9 protein-coding genes are annotated in these 22,244 nt (G+C 59.6%); 7 read left to right on the top strand and 2 right to left on the bottom strand.

Translation table 11 applies throughout. The features are described 5' to 3' along the window. Nucleotides 1-862 precede the first annotated feature (862 nt). The 7 genes from J4E04_RS04880 (at nucleotide 863) to J4E04_RS04850 (ending at nucleotide 17,701) form a co-directional block, all read left to right on the top strand. Entirely contained in the window at nucleotides 863-2,077 is a 1,215-nt protein-coding gene (locus J4E04_RS04880; protein ID WP_490150022.1) for a DUF6361 family protein, read from the top strand. After that, nucleotides 2,037-3,845 carry a phospholipase D family protein gene (locus J4E04_RS04875; protein ID WP_490150021.1) on the top strand — a complete coding sequence of 603 codons (1,809 nt, stop codon included), beginning with the start codon at nucleotides 2,037-2,039 and terminating at the stop codon, nucleotides 3,843-3,845. Before J4E04_RS04880 ends, J4E04_RS04875 begins: the two co-directional genes overlap by 41 nt. Further along, nucleotides 3,845-6,988 (top strand): DEAD/DEAH box helicase, encoded by a 3,144-nt coding sequence (locus J4E04_RS04870; protein WP_490150020.1) that lies wholly within the window; start codon nucleotides 3,845-3,847, stop codon nucleotides 6,986-6,988. Before J4E04_RS04875 ends, J4E04_RS04870 begins: the two co-directional genes overlap by 1 nt. Nucleotides 6,989-7,952: 964 nt before the next feature. After that, entirely contained in the window at nucleotides 7,953-9,248 is a 1,296-nt protein-coding gene (locus J4E04_RS04865) for a hypothetical protein (RefSeq protein ID WP_490150019.1), read from the top strand. A gap of 2 nt (nucleotides 9,249-9,250) precedes the next feature. Next, complete coding sequence (locus J4E04_RS04860) at nucleotides 9,251-11,335, top strand: coiled-coil domain-containing protein (RefSeq protein WP_490150018.1); 2,085 nt, start codon at nucleotides 9,251-9,253, stop codon at nucleotides 11,333-11,335. Continuing rightward, a complete protein-coding gene (locus J4E04_RS04855; RefSeq protein ID WP_490150017.1) occupies nucleotides 11,332-12,384 on the top strand; it encodes a hypothetical protein in 1,053 nt (350 codons plus the stop codon). Before J4E04_RS04860 ends, J4E04_RS04855 begins: the two co-directional genes overlap by 4 nt. After that, entirely contained in the window at nucleotides 12,371-17,701 is a 5,331-nt protein-coding gene (locus J4E04_RS04850; RefSeq protein ID WP_490150016.1) for a DEAD/DEAH box helicase, read from the top strand. Before J4E04_RS04855 ends, J4E04_RS04850 begins: the two co-directional genes overlap by 14 nt. 399 nt (nucleotides 17,702-18,100) lie before the next feature. Here the strand turns inward: J4E04_RS04850 and J4E04_RS04845 are convergent, their stop codons facing one another. Both J4E04_RS04845 and J4E04_RS04840 read right to left on the bottom strand, forming a co-directional pair. Beyond that, entirely contained in the window at nucleotides 18,101-19,747 is a 1,647-nt protein-coding gene (locus J4E04_RS04845; protein WP_490150015.1) for a nuclease-related domain-containing DEAD/DEAH box helicase, read from the bottom strand. A gap of 1,254 nt (nucleotides 19,748-21,001) precedes the next feature. Further along, nucleotides 21,002-22,243, bottom strand: a complete 1,242-nt coding sequence (locus J4E04_RS04840) for an McrC family protein (RefSeq protein WP_490150014.1) — start codon at nucleotides 22,241-22,243, stop codon at nucleotides 21,002-21,004. Nucleotide 22,244: the final 1 nt, after the last annotated feature.

Genomic DNA, 22,244 nt, shown 5'->3' with positions numbered 1-22,244 from the left:
AAGACGAACTGAGGCCGATCGCCGAGCAACTTGACTGGATGCTCGACCACCAGGCAACATGCCGGGACACTGGTGGATGTGAACCGTGCAATACCGCGGAATTGGGTGTCGAAGGACGTCACACTAACCGATCCCGGAGATAGTTCTGCCAGTGTCCGCTCATGAGCGGACACTGGACGCTCCACGGCGTGCGGCGAATGCCGAAGTTCGTACAGACGCCTACAGTTCAAGGCAGCGTTAGCACTTTCCGCGGCGGTGGAGATGGTCCGCCGACTACGGTGATGTTCGAATACCTCTACATCTACCGCCACCGTTGATGGGTCGACCCGATCTGCCGCGTGGTCTCCGAGCACTGATCTAACAGAGCCGCGTCCACCCATTCCGCTGACGTCTAAGCAGGGTTTGATTGGTGCTCGCACTCCTGTTGACCGGTCAGCGGTCGCACTGGCGCGAACCGCGCGGCATTCACGGGTGGTGGTCGCTACCGTGGGCGTCAACGGCCAGAAGCAAACCCCTAAATCCATCTCGCCAGTCTGCACGGTCAACCAGTTACCCGTGCTCGATCGAGTCGACGAATGTACTGATATTTCACCGCGGCTGGCCAGCTCGCCAGCGGTGAGCACGCATTGGGGCGCCGACGGGCGCAAGTAGCCGCACCACACGCATCCCAGATTCTTGGTCGACCCAGCAGGTGTCCTGTTTGCCGACCGGTGCTGGCGTAGTCTCTCTCGCTTCCAGCTATGGGCGAATCATAAGGGTAGTGCAGTCACGGCAGCGAACTCTCGCCCAGACGCGCGGCTGCTGACCCCGGCGCGCCTGCACAACCCTTAGTCTGTGTCTTTCGGATGCGTTAGGAGAATCTGTGCCGTCATCGCTGTCCTGGCTCGACACGTCCGCCGACGAGCAAAGGCGCGTCCGTGAGCTCATTGCGCTCTACACCCAGTCGGAGAGCCGCGACGAGCTCGGCATCGGTCAGATCCGTGATGCGTTCGCCGACGGGCTCTTCCCTGGTACCTCTACGATTCACACCCGCGCGCGCTATTTCCTCTTCATCCCATGGCTTTTCACGCAAGGCGCCAAGACTCGCAGCGGCAGCAAGCTCGAGGCCTGGGCCGACACGCATGAGCGCAGGCTCATCAAGGGGCTGAAGGACGAGGGTATCGGCGCTGGCCAGGGGTTGATCGGTCGTGTCGCCGGCGCCGGTGTCAAGACGTTGCCGTCCGCGATCTATTGGGCAGCACTGACCCGGTACGGGATTCTCACGCGCGACGTCCAACCAGGCATGCTCGGTGCACTGCGGCCAGCTCCCGGGGCGGACGACGAGCTCGCCGTCCGCGGAACTCAGGATTGGCATCCCACGCTGCCACCTGCACCCGAAGGCTTCCCAACCTCTGTCGAAGGCGGAATGAGCCTGTTGCCTGAGGAAGCTGTGTGGCTGCGGGAACGCGTCCTCGAAGCCGCTCCCGGAACTATGCTTGCCCACCTACTCGTAGATGACACCCCGCTGGACGACGAGGACACGCCGCCCTGGTTCGACCCGGCGTGCCTCGCTGCCGACGGGCCACCCGCGTCGCTTCTGCGCCACGGCCGTCTGTTCAGCTTGGTCATGCAAGGATCCGCCCTTCTCTACAACCTGCTCATCGCCGAGCGGTACGAAGCTGCCGGCCTCACAACCCACGCGCAGCCCGTTGACCGCTACCGAGAGGACATCAGCGACTGGGCCGAGAGCGTTCAGGCGGACGGTGAGCTTCTCAGCGCGTGGGACCGGCAGGAGATGTGGGATCTGGTGCGCACCACGAACCCACGCATCGGCCTACAGACCCGCGCGTTCGTCGACGGGTGGATCGACGCCGTCCTCGCGGGGAACGGAGCCGCGGTCGCCGACGACTATGGCGTCCGTTCGTTAGTGGACTTGCGCGAGCGACGCCAGAAGGGCGCACAGTCACGGTTGGTCAACGACCGTTTGCTCCGCACGTGGTCCGGGGCGTCGGGCACGTCGCTGCTGGTCTACCGGTGGCCACAGGTCAAGCGCATCGTTGCCGACATACGACAAGGAATTGCCGATGCTGGCGCCTGACAGCCGCAGGACACTGATCGACCAGCTGCGCCCTCCCGTGGGCTACCGGCTGGACGCAGCGGTCGGCACCACCTTCACTCTGGACCTCACCGCTGCATTGGTGCCGCCGTTGGCCTTTGCGAGTTTCGCAATCCGAAGCACGACCGACCCGGTCAGCGTGCTGGAGGCTGTCCGTTCGTGCGCCGATCGGGTCGACGTGTTCGCCCAGGAAGGAAGCGTGCGAGCTCCCTCTCGTTACACCGCCCTGACGGCGTTTCTCGAGCCCATGCTTCACGAGGTGCAGGCCCCGACTGGCGGCCTCTTTCACCCCAAGCTTTGGCTGCTGCGATTTACCGCCGATGACGAAGAGGACGCGTACCGATTGGTCGTTCTCAGTCGGAACCTCACCGAAGACCACGCCTGGGACGTTTCGCTCACTCTTGACGCCTCGCGCGGAACACGGGCAGTAGCCTCCAACCGCCCGCTCAGTGCCCTGATCAGGTCGTTGCCGGATCGAACCCGACAGGCGGTACCGGAGCACCGCAGGGCTCGCATAGACCAACTCGCCGAGGACGTCCGCTACCTGGAATGGGAGGGGCTCGAGGGCGTGACCGAGCTCGCCTTTCACGTGCTCGGTGTCGCGGGGCAACGGGCCTCCCCGGACTTCACCGGCTATCGCCACCTCGTGGTATCGCCGTTTATCAATGATGCCGGCCTCGCTCAGCTGACAGCGGGAACGAAAAGCGCGACCGTGGTTTCGCGCGCATCGTCGCTCGACGCGCTGGCAACGGAGACAGTCCACGGCCTGGATGCCACCTACGTCGTAAGTACCGTCGCCGGACTAGACGACGGGGACGCCGCCGAGGATGACAAGCCTGCTGCGCTGCTGAACGATCTCCACGCCAAACTGGTCGTGGTGGAGCGTGGCCAGCAGGCCCACCTTTTCCTCGGCTCGGCCAACGCGACCGATGCAGCACTGAACCGGAACGTCGAGATACTGGTTCAGCTCACCGGGGGGAAGAAGTACTTCGGGGTCGGGGCCATGCTCGATCCGGGCTCGCCGTTTCTGGGAATGCTCGAGCAGTACGACACCATCGGTGGTGCCATTCCGGACCCTGACGCCGAGGCCATGTGGCAGCTGGAGAACGCGCTACGCGTGCTTGCCTCGCGGCGATGGATCGTCTCGGTCGGCCGATCACACGGGTCCTACTCGCTTCGGTTCGAGACGCGTGACGGCGCGACTGTGCCCGCGAACATGACGGCGCAGGTAGAGCCGCTCGCCCACCCGGGTACAGCCCGTGCTGTCGACGACGGCCGGACCAGCCACGGGACGGTCGAGGGTGTTCCGCTGATCGAGGTCAGTCCGTTCCTGCGGTTGCGACTCACCGACGATGGCGGACGAGAAGCTGCATGCGTGGTTCGGGCCGAGCTGAGGGGCGACCCGGAGGGCAGGCTCGACGAGGTTCTTGCGTCGCAGATCGATACCCCGGAGAAGTTCCTACGCTTCCTTGCGTTACTGCTCGGGCTTGGGCAGGCACACCCGTTGGCGATGATGGGTCTCGGCGACGCAACAGCCGCGAGTTCCGGTGGTATCGCGCCGGCACCACAGGTCTTCGAGATCGTCATTCGAGCGCTCGCCCGCTCGCCCGAGTCGATCGACGATCTCGACCGTCTCGTCCGCCGACTGCTGGCAACCGAGAGTGGTACCGCCAACCTTCCGGAAGGTTTCGCCTCGTTCTGGGAGGTCGTCACCGCCAGCCGTTCGCAACTGACCTCGGAGGCAACCTGATGACCACTTTCGACGCCGCACCGGTCATCGACGGGCTCAGGGAGTTTCAACAACGCACCGTCGAACACGTGATGACACAGTTCGAACGCGCCGGCTCGCGTCGGCGGTTCCTCGTCTCCGACGAGACAGGTCTGGGCAAAAGCCTCGTTGCTCGTGGCGTGATTGCACGGACCATCGAGCGACTGCAGGACGAGCCAGGTCGCAGGCGAATCAACGTGGTCTACGTATGCTCGAACAGCGACCTCGCAGCGCAGAACGTCGCTCGTCTCGATGTCACCGGTGGCCGACACCGGGGCATCCCCAGCCGACTGAGCCTCCTCGCCAAGTACACCGGGGAGCTTCAGCCCGACCTGCAGGTCGGCGGTGTGAGAGTGAACTTGGTGTCGTTCACCCCGGGCACCTCGTTCCACGCGGGCAACCAGTCCGGCCAGGTGGAAGAGCGGGCCTTGGTGTTCCTGCTGCTGAGCGAGGTCATTGATCTGACAGGGTGGAACAAGCATGCGGCGCTGGTTCTGCTGCGAGGCCAGATTGGGTCCCGCGAGAAGTTCGAGAGCCACATCGAGTGGTTCGAGTCATCCCTCGACGGACCACCCGATCGCAACATCTCGAAACAATTCCTCACCGCGTGCAAACGTAGGGGCCTCATTACTACGTTCACTGACCAACTCGCACGTATCGGCCGCAAGCGCGACATACCGGTGGAAATGGCCGACGAGGTCAGGCAACTGATCAGTGACATGCGTGGCGAACTCGCCCGCGCAGGACTCAGCGTGCTGAGTCCAGATCTCGTCATCCTCGACGAATTCCAACGTTTTCCTGAACTACTCGATGCGACCAATCCCAAGGGGGAGCTGGCCGACCAGCTGTTCTCCTACCCCGACACGCGTGTCCTCCTGCTTTCCGCGACACCGTACAAGCCCTTCACCTACGCCGAGGAATCCGGTGATGATCACCATCGAGACTTCCTTCGCACCATCAAATTTCTGGACTCCGGCATCGCGGACGACGTCGCGCACGATCTCGCCGAGTACCGCACCGCCGCGACCCAAGGGCGCTCGGTGGTCGAACTCACCGCCCAACTGCGGGCGACCTTGCTCAAGGTCATGAGCCGCAGTGAACGACCGGTCGGCGTCGCCGGCGGAATGCTGTCCGAGCATATCGAGGTCGTTGACGACCTCTCAGCCACCGATCTACTCGATTTCGTTGCGCTTCAGCGGCTCTCCCACCTGGTCAAAGGTGATGTGGGCCTGGAGTATTGGAAATCGACGCCCTACTTCGCCAACTATTGTGACGGCTACAAGCTCTCCGAGCAGCTCAAGAAGCGGCTCAAGGACGGCGATGCGGAGTCCATACGTCCCGCGGTCCGCGCCTTGACCCGCCTCGACCCCACTGCCGCTTCGGGTACCGGCGAGGTCGACCTGGGTAACGGCAAACTTCGCGCCCTTGCCCGACAGACAGTCGACGCCGGCTGGTGGCAACTGCTCTGGATGCCGGCGTCGCTGCCCTATCTCGAGCCGAGCGGCCCTTACGCCGAGCCCTGGGCGCAGGGGATCACGAAACGGCTGGTGTTTTCATCATGGTCGGCGACGCCTACGGCGATTGCAAGCCTGCTGAGCCAACGCGCCGCTCGGGCCGCCTCGCTTGATTCCACGCGCGAGGGCGGCTCGCACACCGGACGAAGCGGCACGAGAAGTCTCCTCAACTACAGCGTCACGGGCGGACGGGCCGAATCGATGACCACCCTGGCGTTGTTCTGGCCGATGCCCGGGCTCGCGCGGCGTGCAGACCCTTTGGCTGCGGCTCAGTCCGAGCGCGCGCCGGTGTCTCGCGCCGTCATCGAGGCGACACTCACGCGAGAGCTACGGTCAGGAACCACCAAGTACGGTGTGTCCGCGGTGGCCGAGGCTGCTCGTGTCGCGCTCGCGCTCTCGGATTCACTCCCGCCGACCTTGCTGAACGGTGGATCATCTGGTCGTAAGCAGATCATCGAAGCCCTCGGTACGAGTTCGTCCACCAGCCCCGATGACGTCTCTGGCCAGCGCGGCCTGGCGACGCACGTCGACGAGGCTCTCGAACTGGTGCGGAAGGGTTCCGACGTCGAGATGGCGTCTGTAGCACCAACCGTCGCCGCCCTCGCGGCCCACAGTCCCGGCAACATCGCTTGGCGTGCACTGCAACGCCTCGTGGCGGACCACCCAGCCGTGACCGATGAAGGCCTATGGAGTGCCGCGGCCACTGTCGCCGCCGGCTTCCGGACCTTGTTCAACCGACCCGACACCATCGTGTTGCTGGAGCAGCTGCACGACAGCGGCGCGTACTGGCAGAGAGTGCTTCGCTATTGCGCGGCAGGAAACCTTCAAGCAGTCATGGACGAGTATCTCCACCACCTCGTCAGCGAGACTCGAGTCGAGCTGGACGATGGAAAGTTAATGGAGATCGCGGAAACCGTCACGACTGTGTTGACATTGGTACCGTCGACCTACCGAGCATTCGACCCGGATCGACCCGACGACCCCATTCGCATGACAAGCCGCTTCGCGCTTCGCTACGGGGGCGGCAACACTGATGAAAACGTGCGCCAGCCCGACGTACGACGATCGTTCAACAGCCCCTTCTGGCCGTTCGTGTTGGCGAGTACAAGCGTCGGGCAGGAGGGGATCGACTTTCACTGGTGGTGTTCGGCGATCACACACTGGAACACCCCCGCCAATCCCGTCGACTTCGAACAGCGAGAGGGACGCATCGACCGCTTCGGTGGCCATGCAGTCAGACGCAATCTCGCTCACCGTCACGGCGCAGACATGCTCTCAGCACGCGACCCTTGGCGGGAGGCCTACACACTGGGTGAAGACGAGCAAACGAATCTCGGCGACTTCGCACCCCACTGGGTGTATCCGGGGCCGGCGAAGATCGAGCGGCACTTGCTGCCGTATCCGCTCAGTGTGGACCTGGCCCGACTGGAGCGACTGAAGAGTGATCTAGCTCTGTACCGACTCACCTTCGGCCAGCCGCGACAGGAAGACATGCTTGCGCTGCTCAGGAAGCGGGGACTCGAAGCGGACACCGAACAGCTCGCCGGCATGCGAATAGATCTCTCGCCACCCCTTCCGGCCACAGAGCTGAAGGGAGGGACCACGAATTAGTCGCCGCGAGTCCTCTTCGCTGGATTGGCACGGCCGACAGACGCGGTGACATACACCCGTAAGTTCGCTGGCAAGAACGTGGGCTTAATCGTCACCGGAAGGCTCCGGCCGCGGCAGACTTCGTCATGAAGCCCCGGCAAAGTGCCGGGGACTCCGGTAGCAGCCCATGACTCTGTCGAAGAACGATCCGTTCGGCCGCCACTCCCCCTGCCGGGCGAACACGCATGTGAGTTTGAACCACATCTTTGCCGACACCCGAACAGGTGCAGTGCGCGCAGCCGAGTCGACGATGTGGCCCATCATGAGGGCGGGTCCGGAGCGAACTTCGACATCCGCGACCTCACCCTCGCAGCAACGCCGCGAATTCAGCACACAAATGAGGGAGCAGCATCTCAGCGCGTCATCCGATACGCCGAACGGCGTGCTGAGCGCTACAAACGACTCGAAAGGGTCACGTATCGACTTCCACTCGTCGGTCGTGCGATACCGTTTCCGCAGCACCCCTCGATGACGTGCCCTAGCGTGTAGGACGTAACCCCATTCGAACCGATCCATTGACCGCGGAGGCCAGAGAAGCGATGCCCAAGCTCGGAAAGCCGGCCGATCTTCCGAATTTGACGTGCACCGCCGTGCCTATGGGGTCCCACTGCCCCGCCGTGATCTACAGGTTGGTCAGCAGTGGCGGTCGAAGAGTCGTGGGTCTCCAGCGGAGCCCGCATTGAAATCGGCTCTGGACTGGCACATCGAGGCACTCGTCGATGCTAGGCAGGCAAACCGGAAACACCCCTTCAGCTGCCCTCAGTGCCTGAAAGATGTGACTCCCGCTCGGGGTGAGATCAACGCTGCTTACTTTCGACACAATGACGCATCTCCTGGATGTCCCGACTATCACCCAGGGCTCGGTGGGTCTTCGTGGGGCGGGTTGCGTGACAGGCGTCTGGAACTCCGATTAGCGGTCTCGGGAATGAGTTGGAACCTTTACGTCAAGTTACCGGAATTTGGCGAGAAAGAAATTGCGACCATTTCGCTTGCGGAGCTCCAGACCCTTGAAGTCGCGCTACTGCACCAAGACGGACAACAATCGCGAGTAAACGCGCTTTGTCTCTGGCCCGGTTCTGGCACGACGACGGTCAAGGTGGACCCTGCCAATCAAGTGCACCGCGTCTATACGCACGGTACGTGGCCCCCGGATACGAACCGTTGGAATCGGCCTGTACAACAGGTTCCGCCCGTAGGCGCCGTTTTCGGCCGGGACCGCGGGGGCGACTATCAGATGTGCACGGCCGAGCGTCCTCTCTTTCTAGGCAGTATGGCAGTGCTCGTCTCGCCGAATTCGGTCAAACCACCGCAGTCGCTCAAACCACGGCGCTTGAACAGCGAACATGGGTTCACGGCGTGGGAGTTCACGATGGCCTACAAAGGAACTGCACAAGAAACTGCCTGGTTGACTAAAATGGGGACGATCGCGACTGATGCGCGTGATCCGACTGTTGTGATCACTCCACCGGTCAGCTATCGACAGGATAACGTGCATGTCATTCGACAAGACGACGGCCTGATAATTGCTCCGTCCTCGACCGCGAGGGCTCTCGTCGCCGAGTCCGACGGGACTTTCGCAGCCCTGCGTCTCGATCCCCCTGGTCACCTTGCTCAAATCTCCGGGGGTTCCGAGGCCGTGCGGATCCGGACCCGGACGGGCGACTTGTTCAACGTCGAACGCAAACCCGAGTTTTTCGACGCGGAAGCGTTCGAGAATCAGTGGTCAATCCGAATTAACTCGACGGTCTGTCAACCATATTCAGTTGTCGAAGTCGATGTAATTCATAACGTGAGCCTCAGGGTCGTCGGCAATTTGCCACTCCGATTTTCCGCACTTGTTCGCCATAAAGACCGACCCGCGTACAGAATCGCACGCGTCGATGCCAACGGATTGAAACAGTGGCTTCGAAATATCAGGCCGGACACTGCATCACTGCAAATTTCGGCCGGTAGTTTTGGGGTGGTCGAAGTTGAATGCACAAATCCCCTTGAAAACAACTCGAGCGACTACTTAATGCAGGATGACACCGACACGTCGCCGATTGAGCCGGCGAGCCATTCGACAGGCTCAGAATCTTCGGATAAGAACGCAGCCTCCGCATCTTGGAAACTCGATAGACGTCATGCATGGAGCTCAACCTATAGGGTGCTGAAAAACGCCGATGAACAACATCGCAGTGGTCGCGTCAAACCAGAACTAGAATGGCAATGGAGAATGTAAGAATGACGACCGCAGAAGGAACAGTCGTACTCGGTAAGCTCGTGGTCAAGACCCGCGCCAGCAAGCGCGTCGAACCGCTCTTCGTTCTTGTGAACGGAGCTTGGGAGCCAATCGATCAGGACGAATTCAAGGCCAGCTCACCACTCAAGGCTCCGAATGAACTAGACATCGAGAACAACTGCTTCGTAGTTGCAGAGCTGGTTAGTTCACCCGACCATACCGGGAAAAACGGAAAGATATTCAGGTTGAGCGCCGTTCGCCCTGCTGACGTGGTGCTGTCACACGAGTTTCCTGGCCGCATACCGAACGTCCTCGAGAAACTCGACGAACTACCTGTCCCCCGCTGGGCGGCCGGCACAACTGACATTTATGTAAAGACTGAACGCAACATTCTGTTAGGCCCCTTCAGGGTAAACCGACGAAAGCTTCAGGCTAGGGTGCCAGCGAAGCTGGAGTTACGAGACGCGGCCCAGATGATGACGACTTCAATCGATGACCAGCTGGTAGGCACAAAAATCAGAAGCCTCCCCGTCGTCGGTCATCACGACAGCAGATCAGACGACGAAATAGTCAAGTCGGTCGCAGACTTCACAGTTTCGACACTCTCGGACCTCGGCGTCGAAGAAGCAGACGCGCAGACAACTAACGCCACACTTCACAGATTGGCCGACTGGCTGGCTCAGCGTGCGGAGAGCGACGGCGACCTCAACAACCAGCGCGTCGAGCGGACCCTAGCGGTATGCGACGATGCCGCCACCGTCCAGCGCCTCGCACATGAGATCGCGACGAGATTGGGTGGGCTACCCGAGGTCGTCGAACGCATGGATCAGGCAATCGAGGACGGCCGATCCAACGCCGAACGGGGCGAGCTCGCCAAGATTGCTCAGAAGACCACGGCGGAACTCCAGCTGCTGGACGACCTCAGAAGCCAGCAGACAACAGCTCAGGGAACCCTGGAAGCGCTGCATGCTCAGATTTCATCGAGAAAGCTCGAATTAGAAGCACTCCGCACGGCCGCCGACGTCCGAAACCAAGAGATTCGAGCGGATGTAGCGGTTGCTGTACAAGAAATCATCGACGGCAGCCGCGAAAGATTGGCCTCGTCCATCATCGGACAGGCTCTCACCTCCCCATCGCCGTCACAAGCTGGTCGGGTCGAGCCGGCAACGCATGTCGATGTTCGGGTCAACCCAGTGTCGCAAAATGTTGTTCAAGGCACCGAACCGACCAGAGCTAGGATCCGCGCGTCGGCGGCACTGTACGGCGTGCAACGAATCGCTCTGCAACGAATCATTGGCGCGTTCCGCGCAGGCCTCATGCCGGTCACGCTAGGAAACGGCGGGCCAGGTTCGATCAACGCGGTCGCCGACATCGCCTATAGCGGCAGACTAGTTCGACTACCCATCGCCCACGATTTCTTGCACCCAAGCGACATACTCGGCCTGCACTCCGGAAGACCAGGGACCTTACGCAGTAATCACAATTTGCTGTCGAACGCGTCGCAGGAAGCGCTATCAGGAGAGATCGTCGTGCTGCTCGAGGGCATCAATCAGGCGCCCTCCGAGTCCTACCTTGTCCCGTGGCTACAGAATCGGGCGAACACAAACGATTCTGAATTATACGACCACAGTCAAAATCTCAGGTTGGCCGGGACTATCGCGACTGGGGTCACGTCTGCCCGTATCAGTCCAGATCTTTGGGGGTTCGCCGTTGCCATCGACACACCTACGCTTACACAGTGGCCGTTGCACCGTGAGTTCTCACGGATACATCCTCCACACTTCGAACGTCCGACTGCACAAATCGCGCGAGATTTGCTCAGTAACGTCGAGTCGGACTGGCCAATTACAGACGACATCATCGTGGCAGCCGATCGTTTTGCCGCCGCCCTCGGTGAATCGCAAACCGAAGATCAAGTGCTTCGCTCCGTCGCACTCTGCCTGCTGCTACCGGCGGCGGCGACATCGCTCACCGACAGTGAGTATGATGAGTTCGCGAGCAACTTGGGAAAGAACCTGACGATGAACGAGGACTTGTCGTCGGCCTACCCAGGGTTGACCAAGAAATTGAGAATGCGACTCGGATGAATCGCACGGAGCTATCCATCCACATAGTGGACGAGAAGGTAGCCAGGGACCAGGTATCGAAGAGCCTGGGACTCGAGGAGCAGTTCGACGTCCTTGGACGCCAGTACGAGATGCTTCGAGCTGTCGCTTGGGCGTCAACGAACGCTCGAACACCCGTATACATCCGGACGCTTCTGGACCGCGCGGTCGGGGTGGATAAATCGCTCTTCACAGCGGCTCCCCCCACTTCTCAAAACGACCGACGCGCTGTTTTACGGCACCAACTCGACGTTCTGGCAGATCTGGGCGACTTGGCCGAACTCGGGAACGGGTACTGGGTCAGCGTCCCAGGTGTTGTTGTACAGCCGGACACCGGGGAGCCAGACCTACTTGTCAGTGGGATACCTTTACGGCTCCTCGAGTTGGATGATCGGCGGTCGGTCACATGTACGGGTTCCAGTCGACGCATTATGAACGCGTCGCCACTAATACGTGTACAGCTTCCACGAGTCGGGCTCTGGGCGTGGGCTAGGCGGCCCGATTGCGATCTAAAGACGTGGACAGAGGAATTCATCAAGACGGTCAGAGTCTCAGACGGACCATTGAGTGATCCCGAATTCTACTCACCGGAAACCGCTCGACCCGGATCTATTCAAGCTGTTCGATGGATGCCTTCGCGCCGTGGTTTGAACGGGACATACCTCTACCGGCATACAGTATTGAACCACTGGCGCATCTATGGAATTGCGCACGTTGTGGACGGAATCGTCACGCATACCGGTGAAATTGAGCGCGAGGACGCCCGTAGACTCATGTACGGACTCGATCTATCTGCCGGCAATCCAACACGGGTATCTTGGACCGAGAGTCCGAGAGGCGATACAGAGATAACCTTGTACAGTTCACTACCTGCGCCAGAGATGCGCGCTTTAACCGCGTTGGGGAATCGCCTACCTGCTAAATCATTCGAGTACAAATTCGATGCGACGTCGCACCGGATACAGATACGACGAACGCTAGACCACTTGGGTGTTCGAATCAGTGAGGACGTGAAACATGGCCGAGGGTGACGTTGGCGCGACCCAAATCGCGCGCCAGATTCAAGCAAGCTTTCAACGATCCATCGAAACCAACTCGCCGATCGACAACGAGGATCTCTCCGCCCGCCGCAAAGCCCTGCTGGAGCTTCCCGGCGTCATTGCTCAAACTCCACACGTTGAAATCACGCCCTCTTACGAGTACGGACCAGAATTCAACGACCTGAATATTCCAGCACCGGTTAAAAGCGTCCTCACGGATTTGCGTAAGCTATCGCCCGGTGTCGGAATTTACCCGCCATACCTGCATCAGACGGATGCTTTGGAGCGCTTCTTCGACCCCGTTTCGCCTTCTGACCTTGTGGTGGCCACAGGCACTGGGTCGGGAAAAACCGAAACCTTCTTGTATTCGATTCTTGGCATGCTTGCGAGCGAAGCAGAACGTGGAGGCATCGAACAACACGCAGTACGGGCGATACTCCTTTACCCACTGAATGCGCTGGTAAGCGACCAGACATCGCGTCTCCGGAGGCTTCTCGGTGATGAACGCGTTGCGCAGTATTTTCGCACTCGCGGCGGACGCCATCCGTACTTTGGTATGTACACCGGCCGAACTCCGTATCCGAACACGCGTACCAGCGACCGCGACAAGGGCCGGTTGTCAGAATTAGTTCGCTATTATTCCGAACTCGACCGCTCCGGCAGTAAACTAGTGCAGGAGCTGAAAGAACGAGGACGGTGGCCGTCCAAAGACATGGTAGCATTCTCACGACCTGGGCTGAATCAATACACGACGGGCGTGAACGATAGAGAATTGTTCACCCGTCACGAAATGCAGCAGACGGCACCGGATATACTCATAACCAACTATTCGATGCTGGAATACATGCTGCTTCGCCCCATCGAGCGCTCACTATTTGACCAAACTAAGGCATGGCTCGACTCTGACCAGCGGAATGAACTGCTTCTCGTACTCGACGAGGCGCACATGTACCGCGGAGCGACCGGCGCCGAAGTCGGGTTGTTGATTCGCCGCCTCGGCGCCCGCCTCGGCGTAACTCGAGACCGGATCAGATGTGTCCTCACAAGCGCTAGCCTGCAAGCGAACGGCGGTGACGCCAGCGCTATCAAGTTTGCACACGCGTTGACGGGCGAAACCACCAAGAGAAACTATGCCGTCATCCGCGGTACCGTTGAATCGGTAGCGGGCATGAGTACAGCCTCACCTCGGGATGCTCAGATCCTTGCAACAGTGGACGGATCCGCCTTGTCGCTCGCCGAAACTGCGAACCAGGTGAAACTCGCTCTAGGCGACTTTGCCGTGCGTGTCGACATCGACGGCGACGGTACCCTCCAGGCCGCGAGGCAGGCGCTCGGACGGACTTTGGCAGATTATGGGCCGGCGAACATGGTCATCGCCCAATGCTCGGGAAACGCGACCGAACTCCGCGAGCTCGCAACCACAATCTTCGGGGCTTCTGAACCCGCACTGCAGCAAGAAGCTATCGACGGGCTCCTCACTCTCGGCGCGTTTGCCCGCCGAGATCAGCCAGGGCGTGCACATCAGCCGGTGTTGCCCTCCCGCGTCCACATGATGTATCGAGCCGCCCCAACGATGTTCGGATGCATCGACGAGCATTGCCCTGAGGTTGCACAGCGACCAGCCGACGCCCTTCTTGGAAAGCTTTACGCTGCGCCTCGCGTCCAGTGCGACTGCGGAAGCCGGGTCTACGAGATCCTCTCACACAAGACATGCGGTGCCCTCTATATACGTGGTTACGAGTCGGCAGAAGATTTCTTGTGGCACGAACCCGGCGGGAGACTTGGGGGAGGCAAACCGTTGAGAGAGGTGAAGCTCTACCTCGGAGACCCGCACGAAATGGCAAGACGCCGTGTGAAGCCGATCGGTCTCGACAAAGCCACGGGCCGTATAGAGAAGCAGGCGACGCCAGGAACACGTTTAGTATTTCGCGCAAAACCGACCAAAGGCGCGGCCGAACAATTTACGCAGTGTGTTCGCTGCCTCGAATCTGCCGACCGGTTGAATTACTCGACTCTGACCAGCCTGGCGACCACTGGCGAATCTGCGTTCGCTGATCTCATTCGCCAACAATTTGCAACTCAGCCAGCCGCTTACGTTCGGAGTACACAGCTCGCAAACGGCGGACGTAAGGTTTTGGTGTTCTCCGACGGCCGCCAGAAGGCTGCACGCTTAGCACGAGACCTCCCTAGAGACGTTGAGGATTCCACGATGCGCGAGGCTTTAGTCCTCGCCGTGCGTGATCTCGGGGCCGTGCTTAACCGCTGGCCGACGCTTACAGAGCTTTATGCGGGCTTCGTTGGTGTCTGCAATCGAGAAAACCTCACGTTCTTCGATAGTGAGGACCAGATTCGATTGAGCAAAGATCGAATCGAATTCGAGGACGCTTACTCTGGGGATCTCGAAGACGCCTTCGAGTTCGAATGGCGGCCAATCGATCCTTTGTCGTTCCGGCTCGCGCTGTTCCGTCAACTGTGCCACCCTACAAAATCGCTCATTGCGGCGAAGGCAGTACAGCTCAGGCCGGCTCCGAGTGCTCGAAAATTGCTTTTGAAACAACTAAATAGGGCCAAAATGACGCTGGACAGCTCGCAGGTCGACGAGATCGTCTCAGCTTGGGTAGGTCAAATGCTGGACCGCGGTGCGTTCGATCCACGTCTTCCGAACGCTCTCCGCCGTCAAGCCCTCCCGTACTATCAGGAAGTAAGGAGCGTGGACGCCTTCAAGAAGTTCTTCGACGAGATCGACCTCCGATCTGGACAGCAAAGTCTGCAACTGCGTGAGCAACTTTTCACTGTGCTCACGCAACCGACCGAGACGGACAACGCTTTCGCGGACACGCTCGACCCTAATCGATTCCAAATAAAGCTCGCCCTAGCCGATCCATGGATCCGCTGCGGTGACTGCGGATCTATTTTCCCGATGGGGCTTCTCGGGAAGTGCGTCAACTACAGGTGCAACTCGGTAAACCTCAAGGAATGTCTGCCAGGACATGCCTCAGCATGGGCACCGAAGAATCACTTACGCGTACCATTGACTGACGTTCTTGCGGGCCGTACCCCCATGCATATCAATGCAGAAGAGCATACAGCCCAGCTATCGCAACGCGACGATACTATTGCTTTCGCTACGACCGAGAAGTTCGAGCTCAGGTTCCAAAACGTTGATCTAGGTGACGGAACCCCTGTCGTCGATGTTTTGAGCTGTACAACGACGATGGAAGTGGGCATCGACATCGGCTCCCTCACCGCGGTCGCGATGAGGACCATGCCGCCTATGCGCGAGAATTACCAACAACGAGCTGGCCGTGCAGGCCGCCGGGGTAGCGCAGTATCGACCGTTCTCACGTATTCGGACGGTGCGCCCCACGACAGCTACTACTTTCAGCACCCACATTGGATGATCAGTGGACCCGTGTCAGCTCTCCGTGTAAAGGATGATAATCAAAAACTCGGTCGGCGCCATATTCATTCATATATCCTTCAGACATTCTTCCACGGCAACATCGACCCCGGACACCCCGGAATCGAGGCCGGTAATGTCATGGCGGCGTTGGGGACAGCTAACGATTTTTTCAATCAGTCTGATTCCGAGTTATCCTATAAGGCGTTCGAAACTTGGACACAACGCCAGTATGGCTCTGCAGGAGCCGCTGGGACCCTGAAAACCGTCTCGTGGCTCCCGAACAATCTCCTAGGCGTCGGCCGAGAAGCGGGACTCGCCGCGTACGTCGTCGAGACCGCGCGTGATTTTTTGGGGTCAATAAACAGGATCGGCCAATCGCAGGTCGTTTCTTTGCAGGAGGGCATGCAGCCCATAACGCTGCTCGACGCCCTGTTCGATGCAGGCCTGCTTCCGAAGTACGCTTTCCCGACTGACGTGTGTTCGTTCTATATAGAGGATCGTAACGAACGGGATCGAATAGTCACCAAAGAGCGCCCCCAATTGGCGAAACTGCAAGCTTTGAGTGAATACGCGCCCGGGAGAACGATCGTTGTGAACAAACGAACCTATCGGAGTGGTGGAATCTATTTCGCTCCAGTTGACCGACAAAATCGCTGGAGTCCTGCAGTCCCTTACTTCGAACACCCTCTCGGACAACACATCGGATGTTGCCGGTGCCCGTACGTACGACTGGAAGACGCTCGCCCCTCGGAGGGCCAGTTGGAGCCGTGCCCAGTTTGCAGCGGACAACTCATCGCACGAAGTCTCCTTTCACCGGCCGGCTTCTACCCAGAAGGCGCTCAACATGTCAATGAAAGCAATGAGACACAAATTTATACGGCGGCTGGGAATGCGCAGATGCCTGAGTTTGTGGACCGCTCGAGGTTGCAGTGGAGTGATAGTTCCGGGCTCAATCTGCGCTCATGCTTCCATCGTGACGTCGAATTGATTGTTGTCAACCGTGGCGATGACAACGAAGGCTTCGGCGTATGTGAACGATGCGGCGCGGCGTGGCCGAACGAGACGATACCCGCGGACGGGTCTCATAAGGTGCCATTCCTTACACCAAGGAGTGCGCGCTCTTCATGTAGTGGCCGCATTCAAAAACGCATTTTTCTCTCACATCAATTCAGAACCGATACGCTCTTACTTCAAATCAATAGCGCGTTTCCACTGGACCTTGCGCCGACCCATCCGTGGGTGAACGACGCACTGCTCACCCTCGCGGAGGCGTTCGCACTCGGTGCAACGATACATTTGGACGTCGACCATAGCGAAATCAGCGCGGGTTTCTCGCATCGTGTTGCTGATGTGGCCGGCACCGGCGTCGCCGAGATCTTCCTCTATGACACTGCGGCGGGCGGTGCGGGATATTCGGCTGACGCAGGGCGCGAGATCGACGGGGTAATACAGCAAGTGCGTAAACTGCTCGCAGACTGCCCGGCCAATTGCGAGCAGTCATGCACCCGCTGCTTACGGCACTATCGTAATCGATTCATTCACAGCCGCTTAGATCGACACCTCGCGTTGGGCCTGTTCGACTACGCGATCGCCGGGACTCTCCCGGACCTGTTCGAGTCGGAGAGGAGGCGGGAATTGCTCGCGCCTCTCAGAAGGTTTTTTGAGCTCGACGGTTGGATGGCGAACGCTGACGGATCGGCCGAACGGCCGTTGTCTGTTTCCAGAGCTGGGTCTAAGTTCGTGGTAGGTGCGTTTCCAAGCCTACTGGATCAAGGTTATGCCGCATCAGCGCTCGGCTTGGCACATGAATCCGACGAGCGTCCAGTGGTGGTACCTGACTTCGCGATCTTGCGAGAGTTGCCGGCGGTCCAGCGCAATATCGTGAATGGCACACCTCTCGGGTAGCCGAGTGTTCAACGTGGAATTTCTCGTCGCACACGCCGCGGCAGCAGTTGAGGGCGGGGGCGGGTGGCAGCTAGTCCGAGGTAGCGTGTCGAGCACAGGCTATCGCACCCCGTCCGTCCGGCCGTGTATTTCGTGCCGAGTCAGTCGCGCATCGCGCGACGCGGCGGGCACATTGTCGCTGATCGCATCCGGATAGATCGAGGGGCACTCCAGCTTTATTCAGCTCGGTAACGGTATCGCGACGTTAGCTACTCGAAATCACAACTTACAGGCGGGGCGTCGCGTGTGTGGCATCCTCAACAGCGCGACGTGAGCCGCTCCAGTTGCCGGGGCGGGCCTTCGTACCGGTGTCCCGCGATGCGCCGCAGACCTGCGGAAAGCTTCAAAAACCGTCTCATGTCAACAACCCAATCGAGAGGCCAACTCCGGACCACCGAGATCGCGGATGTACGCGGGATCCCCGCACACCACGAGCTGGTCCCGTGCGCGAGATAGCCCGACGTAGAGACGCTCCCGCGAACGATCCCGCCCGCCGGACTCGTTGACAGCGAGCACTACGGCTCTCCGTTCCAAGCCTTTGAATCCCAAGACGTGCCCGTAGAACACCTGATCACCGTCCCAGAAGCTGCTCCAGTACGCAGTTTGGCCTTCTGACTGGCGTGAGACTTGCTCAGGGTGGCGGGTGCCGGTGGTCAGAAGGGCGACGTCCTCCTCACGCCACCCGGCCTCCAGCAACAGGTCGACTTGATCGTCAGCCTGATCGAGGGCGGCGTCAGCCGAACACGCCACCATAGTGACCGCTGGACCGTCTCCGCCCATCAACCGCATGCGCTGTCCCACGAGTGGTCCGAAAACGGTTGCGATCTGCTTGGTGTTCCTGATGTTCTGGTCAAGAACGATCGGAACGAGATCCAATGGCGGTGTTCCGTGACGGTCGAAGACCCGCTGCGCCTCATCGCTGAAAAGATAGATCGAACCCCCCTCCGCACTCCGGAGGGACTCGACGACCGGGCTCCACCACGCATCGGCGAAATCCTGTGCCTCGTCGACCACTATGGCATCGAACCTGTGGCCCGGCTCTAGCCCTATGGCCAATTCGGCCATCTGGGCCGGCAGATCTTCCTCCCAGAACCGAACGCTCTCGGCGGTCCGCACGGATTCGTCCGGCCCCGTCGCGGCACCCCACTGCACGCCTAGTGCATGGAACTCGCCGACGTACGCTGGTCGCTCCTTCCGCGGCCAGTTCTCTGTCAACCGCTTTAGATAGGAGGCCAGGCCATGCGAGTAGCAGAGGAGGGCGACTCGCTGGCCATCCTTCTGCAGACGTCGTGTCTGCTCAAGCGCGAGGAACGTCTTGCCGCTACCCGCGCCGCCCCGAATTTCGACTCGTTTGAGCAACCGCGTCGCCTGCAGGATGATCGATTGCTGAGCAGTCAACGTCTCGGCTACGTCCTCGTTGGCCAGCGCCCTGGCTAGCACGTCCTTCTGGGGAAGCCCGCGGCCGCCAAGCACCATCTTCAACTGCGCACCGGATCGAGGATCGAGTTCGCCATTCGACTTGTGCCGCAGAATCGCGGGTAAATACTGCCCGATCTTGTGGAGGCCCGTTCGGTCGATCACACTCCACCGAGGGCAATCGGGCAGTGCAAAGTCCGCGTCCAGTTCGGTGTTCGGAAGCACCACGACATGCGCCCATGGGAATCCCTTGCCGAGTGTCCACCTGGGATCGTTTTCCACGTAGGTACGTAGCGCGTACATGGCCTCTCGCACCTGCGTCACTGGATCTATCGGGTGATCGCTCCCCTGCCGCGTCTGAATCCACGTCGATCCATCGTGCGAGACCTGCCCACCCTTGACTTCCAGGCAAACGACGCCGAGACCGTCGAGATGTACAACGAAGTCGATCTCGTAGTCCTTTCGATGATCGGTCACTCGTTGGTTTGCCACAATGATGTCGTCGTCACCGAGCTGGGCGCACAGTGCCTCGTAGACCGTCCTCTCGGCGCCGTTGACAAGGGAAGATATGGCGGCTGGGATTTGTGGCATCAACTGAGGGTGCCATCTCCGCGCGGTGGAGAGGGCGTAATACCGATCGTGTGTTGCTCACGATCTGCTGATGTTGTTCGCAACCCAGGCCCACTGCGGGATTTGGTACAGCTATCGCCACTCAACAGCAGCTTCGGATTCTCGTGGTTCACTACAGTCGACAACACCACGCTCATACCCCGGAAAAGCCTTCGCATCTCATCGATGTGTTCTGGTCGAGCACATCTGCACACCTATCTTCAAAGCGTCCTGCTGGCGTCAAGCAACGCGAACTTGCACCCGTACAGCGGCTACTGCTGCTCGATGGACTGACTCCGTGATTCGTCCACTTACCACTGAGCTCTGCTGGCCTTTACTCATCTCCAGCACTGTGACTGTTCCCGGCCGCGGCCATCCGAAAGCGCCCCGAGCGACTCTCCGACCTTGTGAAAACCTTCCTGGGACTCGGAGTACCCCATCTTCCTTCGGCTGCAGACCGATCGTGGTCACCTTGATCTGAGCGGGTCTCACCACAGTCTTACCGTCATCCCCGCCCCACGGCCCTCGGGCACCGAGACGGGCCCGGCGCAGAACTGCCGGGCGGCGACGCCGAGCGACGGCTCGTCCGCGTCGGCCGCATCTGCATCAGCGGGGATATCGAAGTCGCCGCGAATGCAGTCGACCTCCCGCGTGGAGCGTTCCGGTTTCGTCCCCGGGCCCGGCCAGGGCCGGGCCGGGCCCGAGCGGTCGTGTGACGCGGCGACAGGCTAGGGGATGGAACGATTACGACGACTCATGCGAAAGTGGGCTGTGTGCATGCGGACTCTGAAACGTGCTTCCCTAAGGACACGGATGACCGATCACACGATGCAAACCGTATTTGCCGACGGGTTATAGGGAGTCATGTAGTTTGCAGTCCGAGCTGCGGTGCCGGCAGGCACGTCGTGCCGGAGGGAAGCACCAGAAAATTTCCGGAATGAACTGCGACATCGATGATCGACTCATTTGTCTTCGTGGCTAGCCTTCAGGTCCAGCTTCCCGGCTCACTCCGTTGAGGAACTCCGGCGACCTCTAGTCATACAAATGCTGCTCGGTTTCGACGGTAGTGACTTTCACGGAGACAGCGCATGCTCCCCTAGGACGTCCGCGAGGTACATGGATCCTTCTTGAAGACGACCGGCGGATCGTCGACATCCTCGAGTGGACGGCCGGCGCAACGGAAGTAAAACGAAATGATAAAATTCAGGATTCATGTCCATGGTCACAACATCGGACCTACCGGTGCGCTGTTAAGGATTCCGGTTGAGCAGCCAAGCGGTGATCACCAAGGGGGGTGGCGCTGCCGGACTGCACGCCGAGGTGAGCTGCAATCAACGCAGCAATTCGCTTCAGTTGGGCGTCCAGCACTTCACTGTCGGCCGATAGGTCGATCGAGTGCCTGTGCACTGTTACGCCCGAATTATTCATAGTGTAGCTAGAGGAGGATTCGCTCCCCACGTATATGAGATGAGCAACCGTTGATTTGGCGGCGATGCAATAGCTTTGCATTTGATACACATCAGACATCGGCGGTTGGCCACGGCCAAGACCTTTATACTTCGCATCTACAAAAACACCGACATCTGACGTTGATAAATATAAATCAGCCCGTGGCTTGAACTGACGTTCCTCATCCATCACAAAACTGTACTGACAACTCACCGATACTTGCTTTGGATCGAAGTAGCCGCGCAACCATTCTACAACGAAATCCTCGAATATCATCCACATATCGATTACGAAACCAAAGGCCGCAGCACCCCCTGACCTAAGCGCAAATGACTCTGACTTCAGAATCAATTCGGCCAAATGCAGCGACCTGCGGTAGTGCTGGTTCAGTTTAGTAACACGCCAGATCTCGCCCGGCTGCGCGGAGCGCACACCACTTGATTCCAAACGTCCAACGAGAGCTCGGCACATCAAGCGGTCCGGGGCCGATAACGTTGGTATTCTCAAACACTTCTCCGCAGCAGCAAGCAGAATCCGATTCTCCGTTACATTCGCAATGAAATCATCATACTCGATCTCCATTGGAATTGGCACGCCCATGTGCCGCTGAACTTGACGCGAGATCGACAAGCGCCCCCTTAGTACCTGAGATGTGTCCTCCGAAGGCACATAACCACGCACAATCTGCTGCAGTGAGCGAGTCGCTTCCATCAGGAATGAGCGGCCTATCGCACTTGTCAGATCGGGCGCTTCTTCAAGATTCAACCCAGCCCGCCTCCAGGCCACATCCGCCTGTCCGAAGTCCATCAACCAGAATAAGCGTGAAACTGCGACCTTGGGATGGATCAGAACCTGAATTCCTGAACATGATAGGGCACCTACCTTATTGCTAGCAGGTCTTAGCTCGTAAGTCCCGACTTCGAGGGTCAATCCGATCGCCACGTACTCCATAGACCGAACAGCAACCAATTCTGCTTGCTCGAGACGGTGATGCGAATTCTGCCCTTCTACAAGGTTGATCGTCCGCATT

The organism is Rhodococcus sp. NFXS4, assembly GCF_058139645.1.
This window is presented reverse-complemented; position numbering and strand designations above follow the sequence as displayed.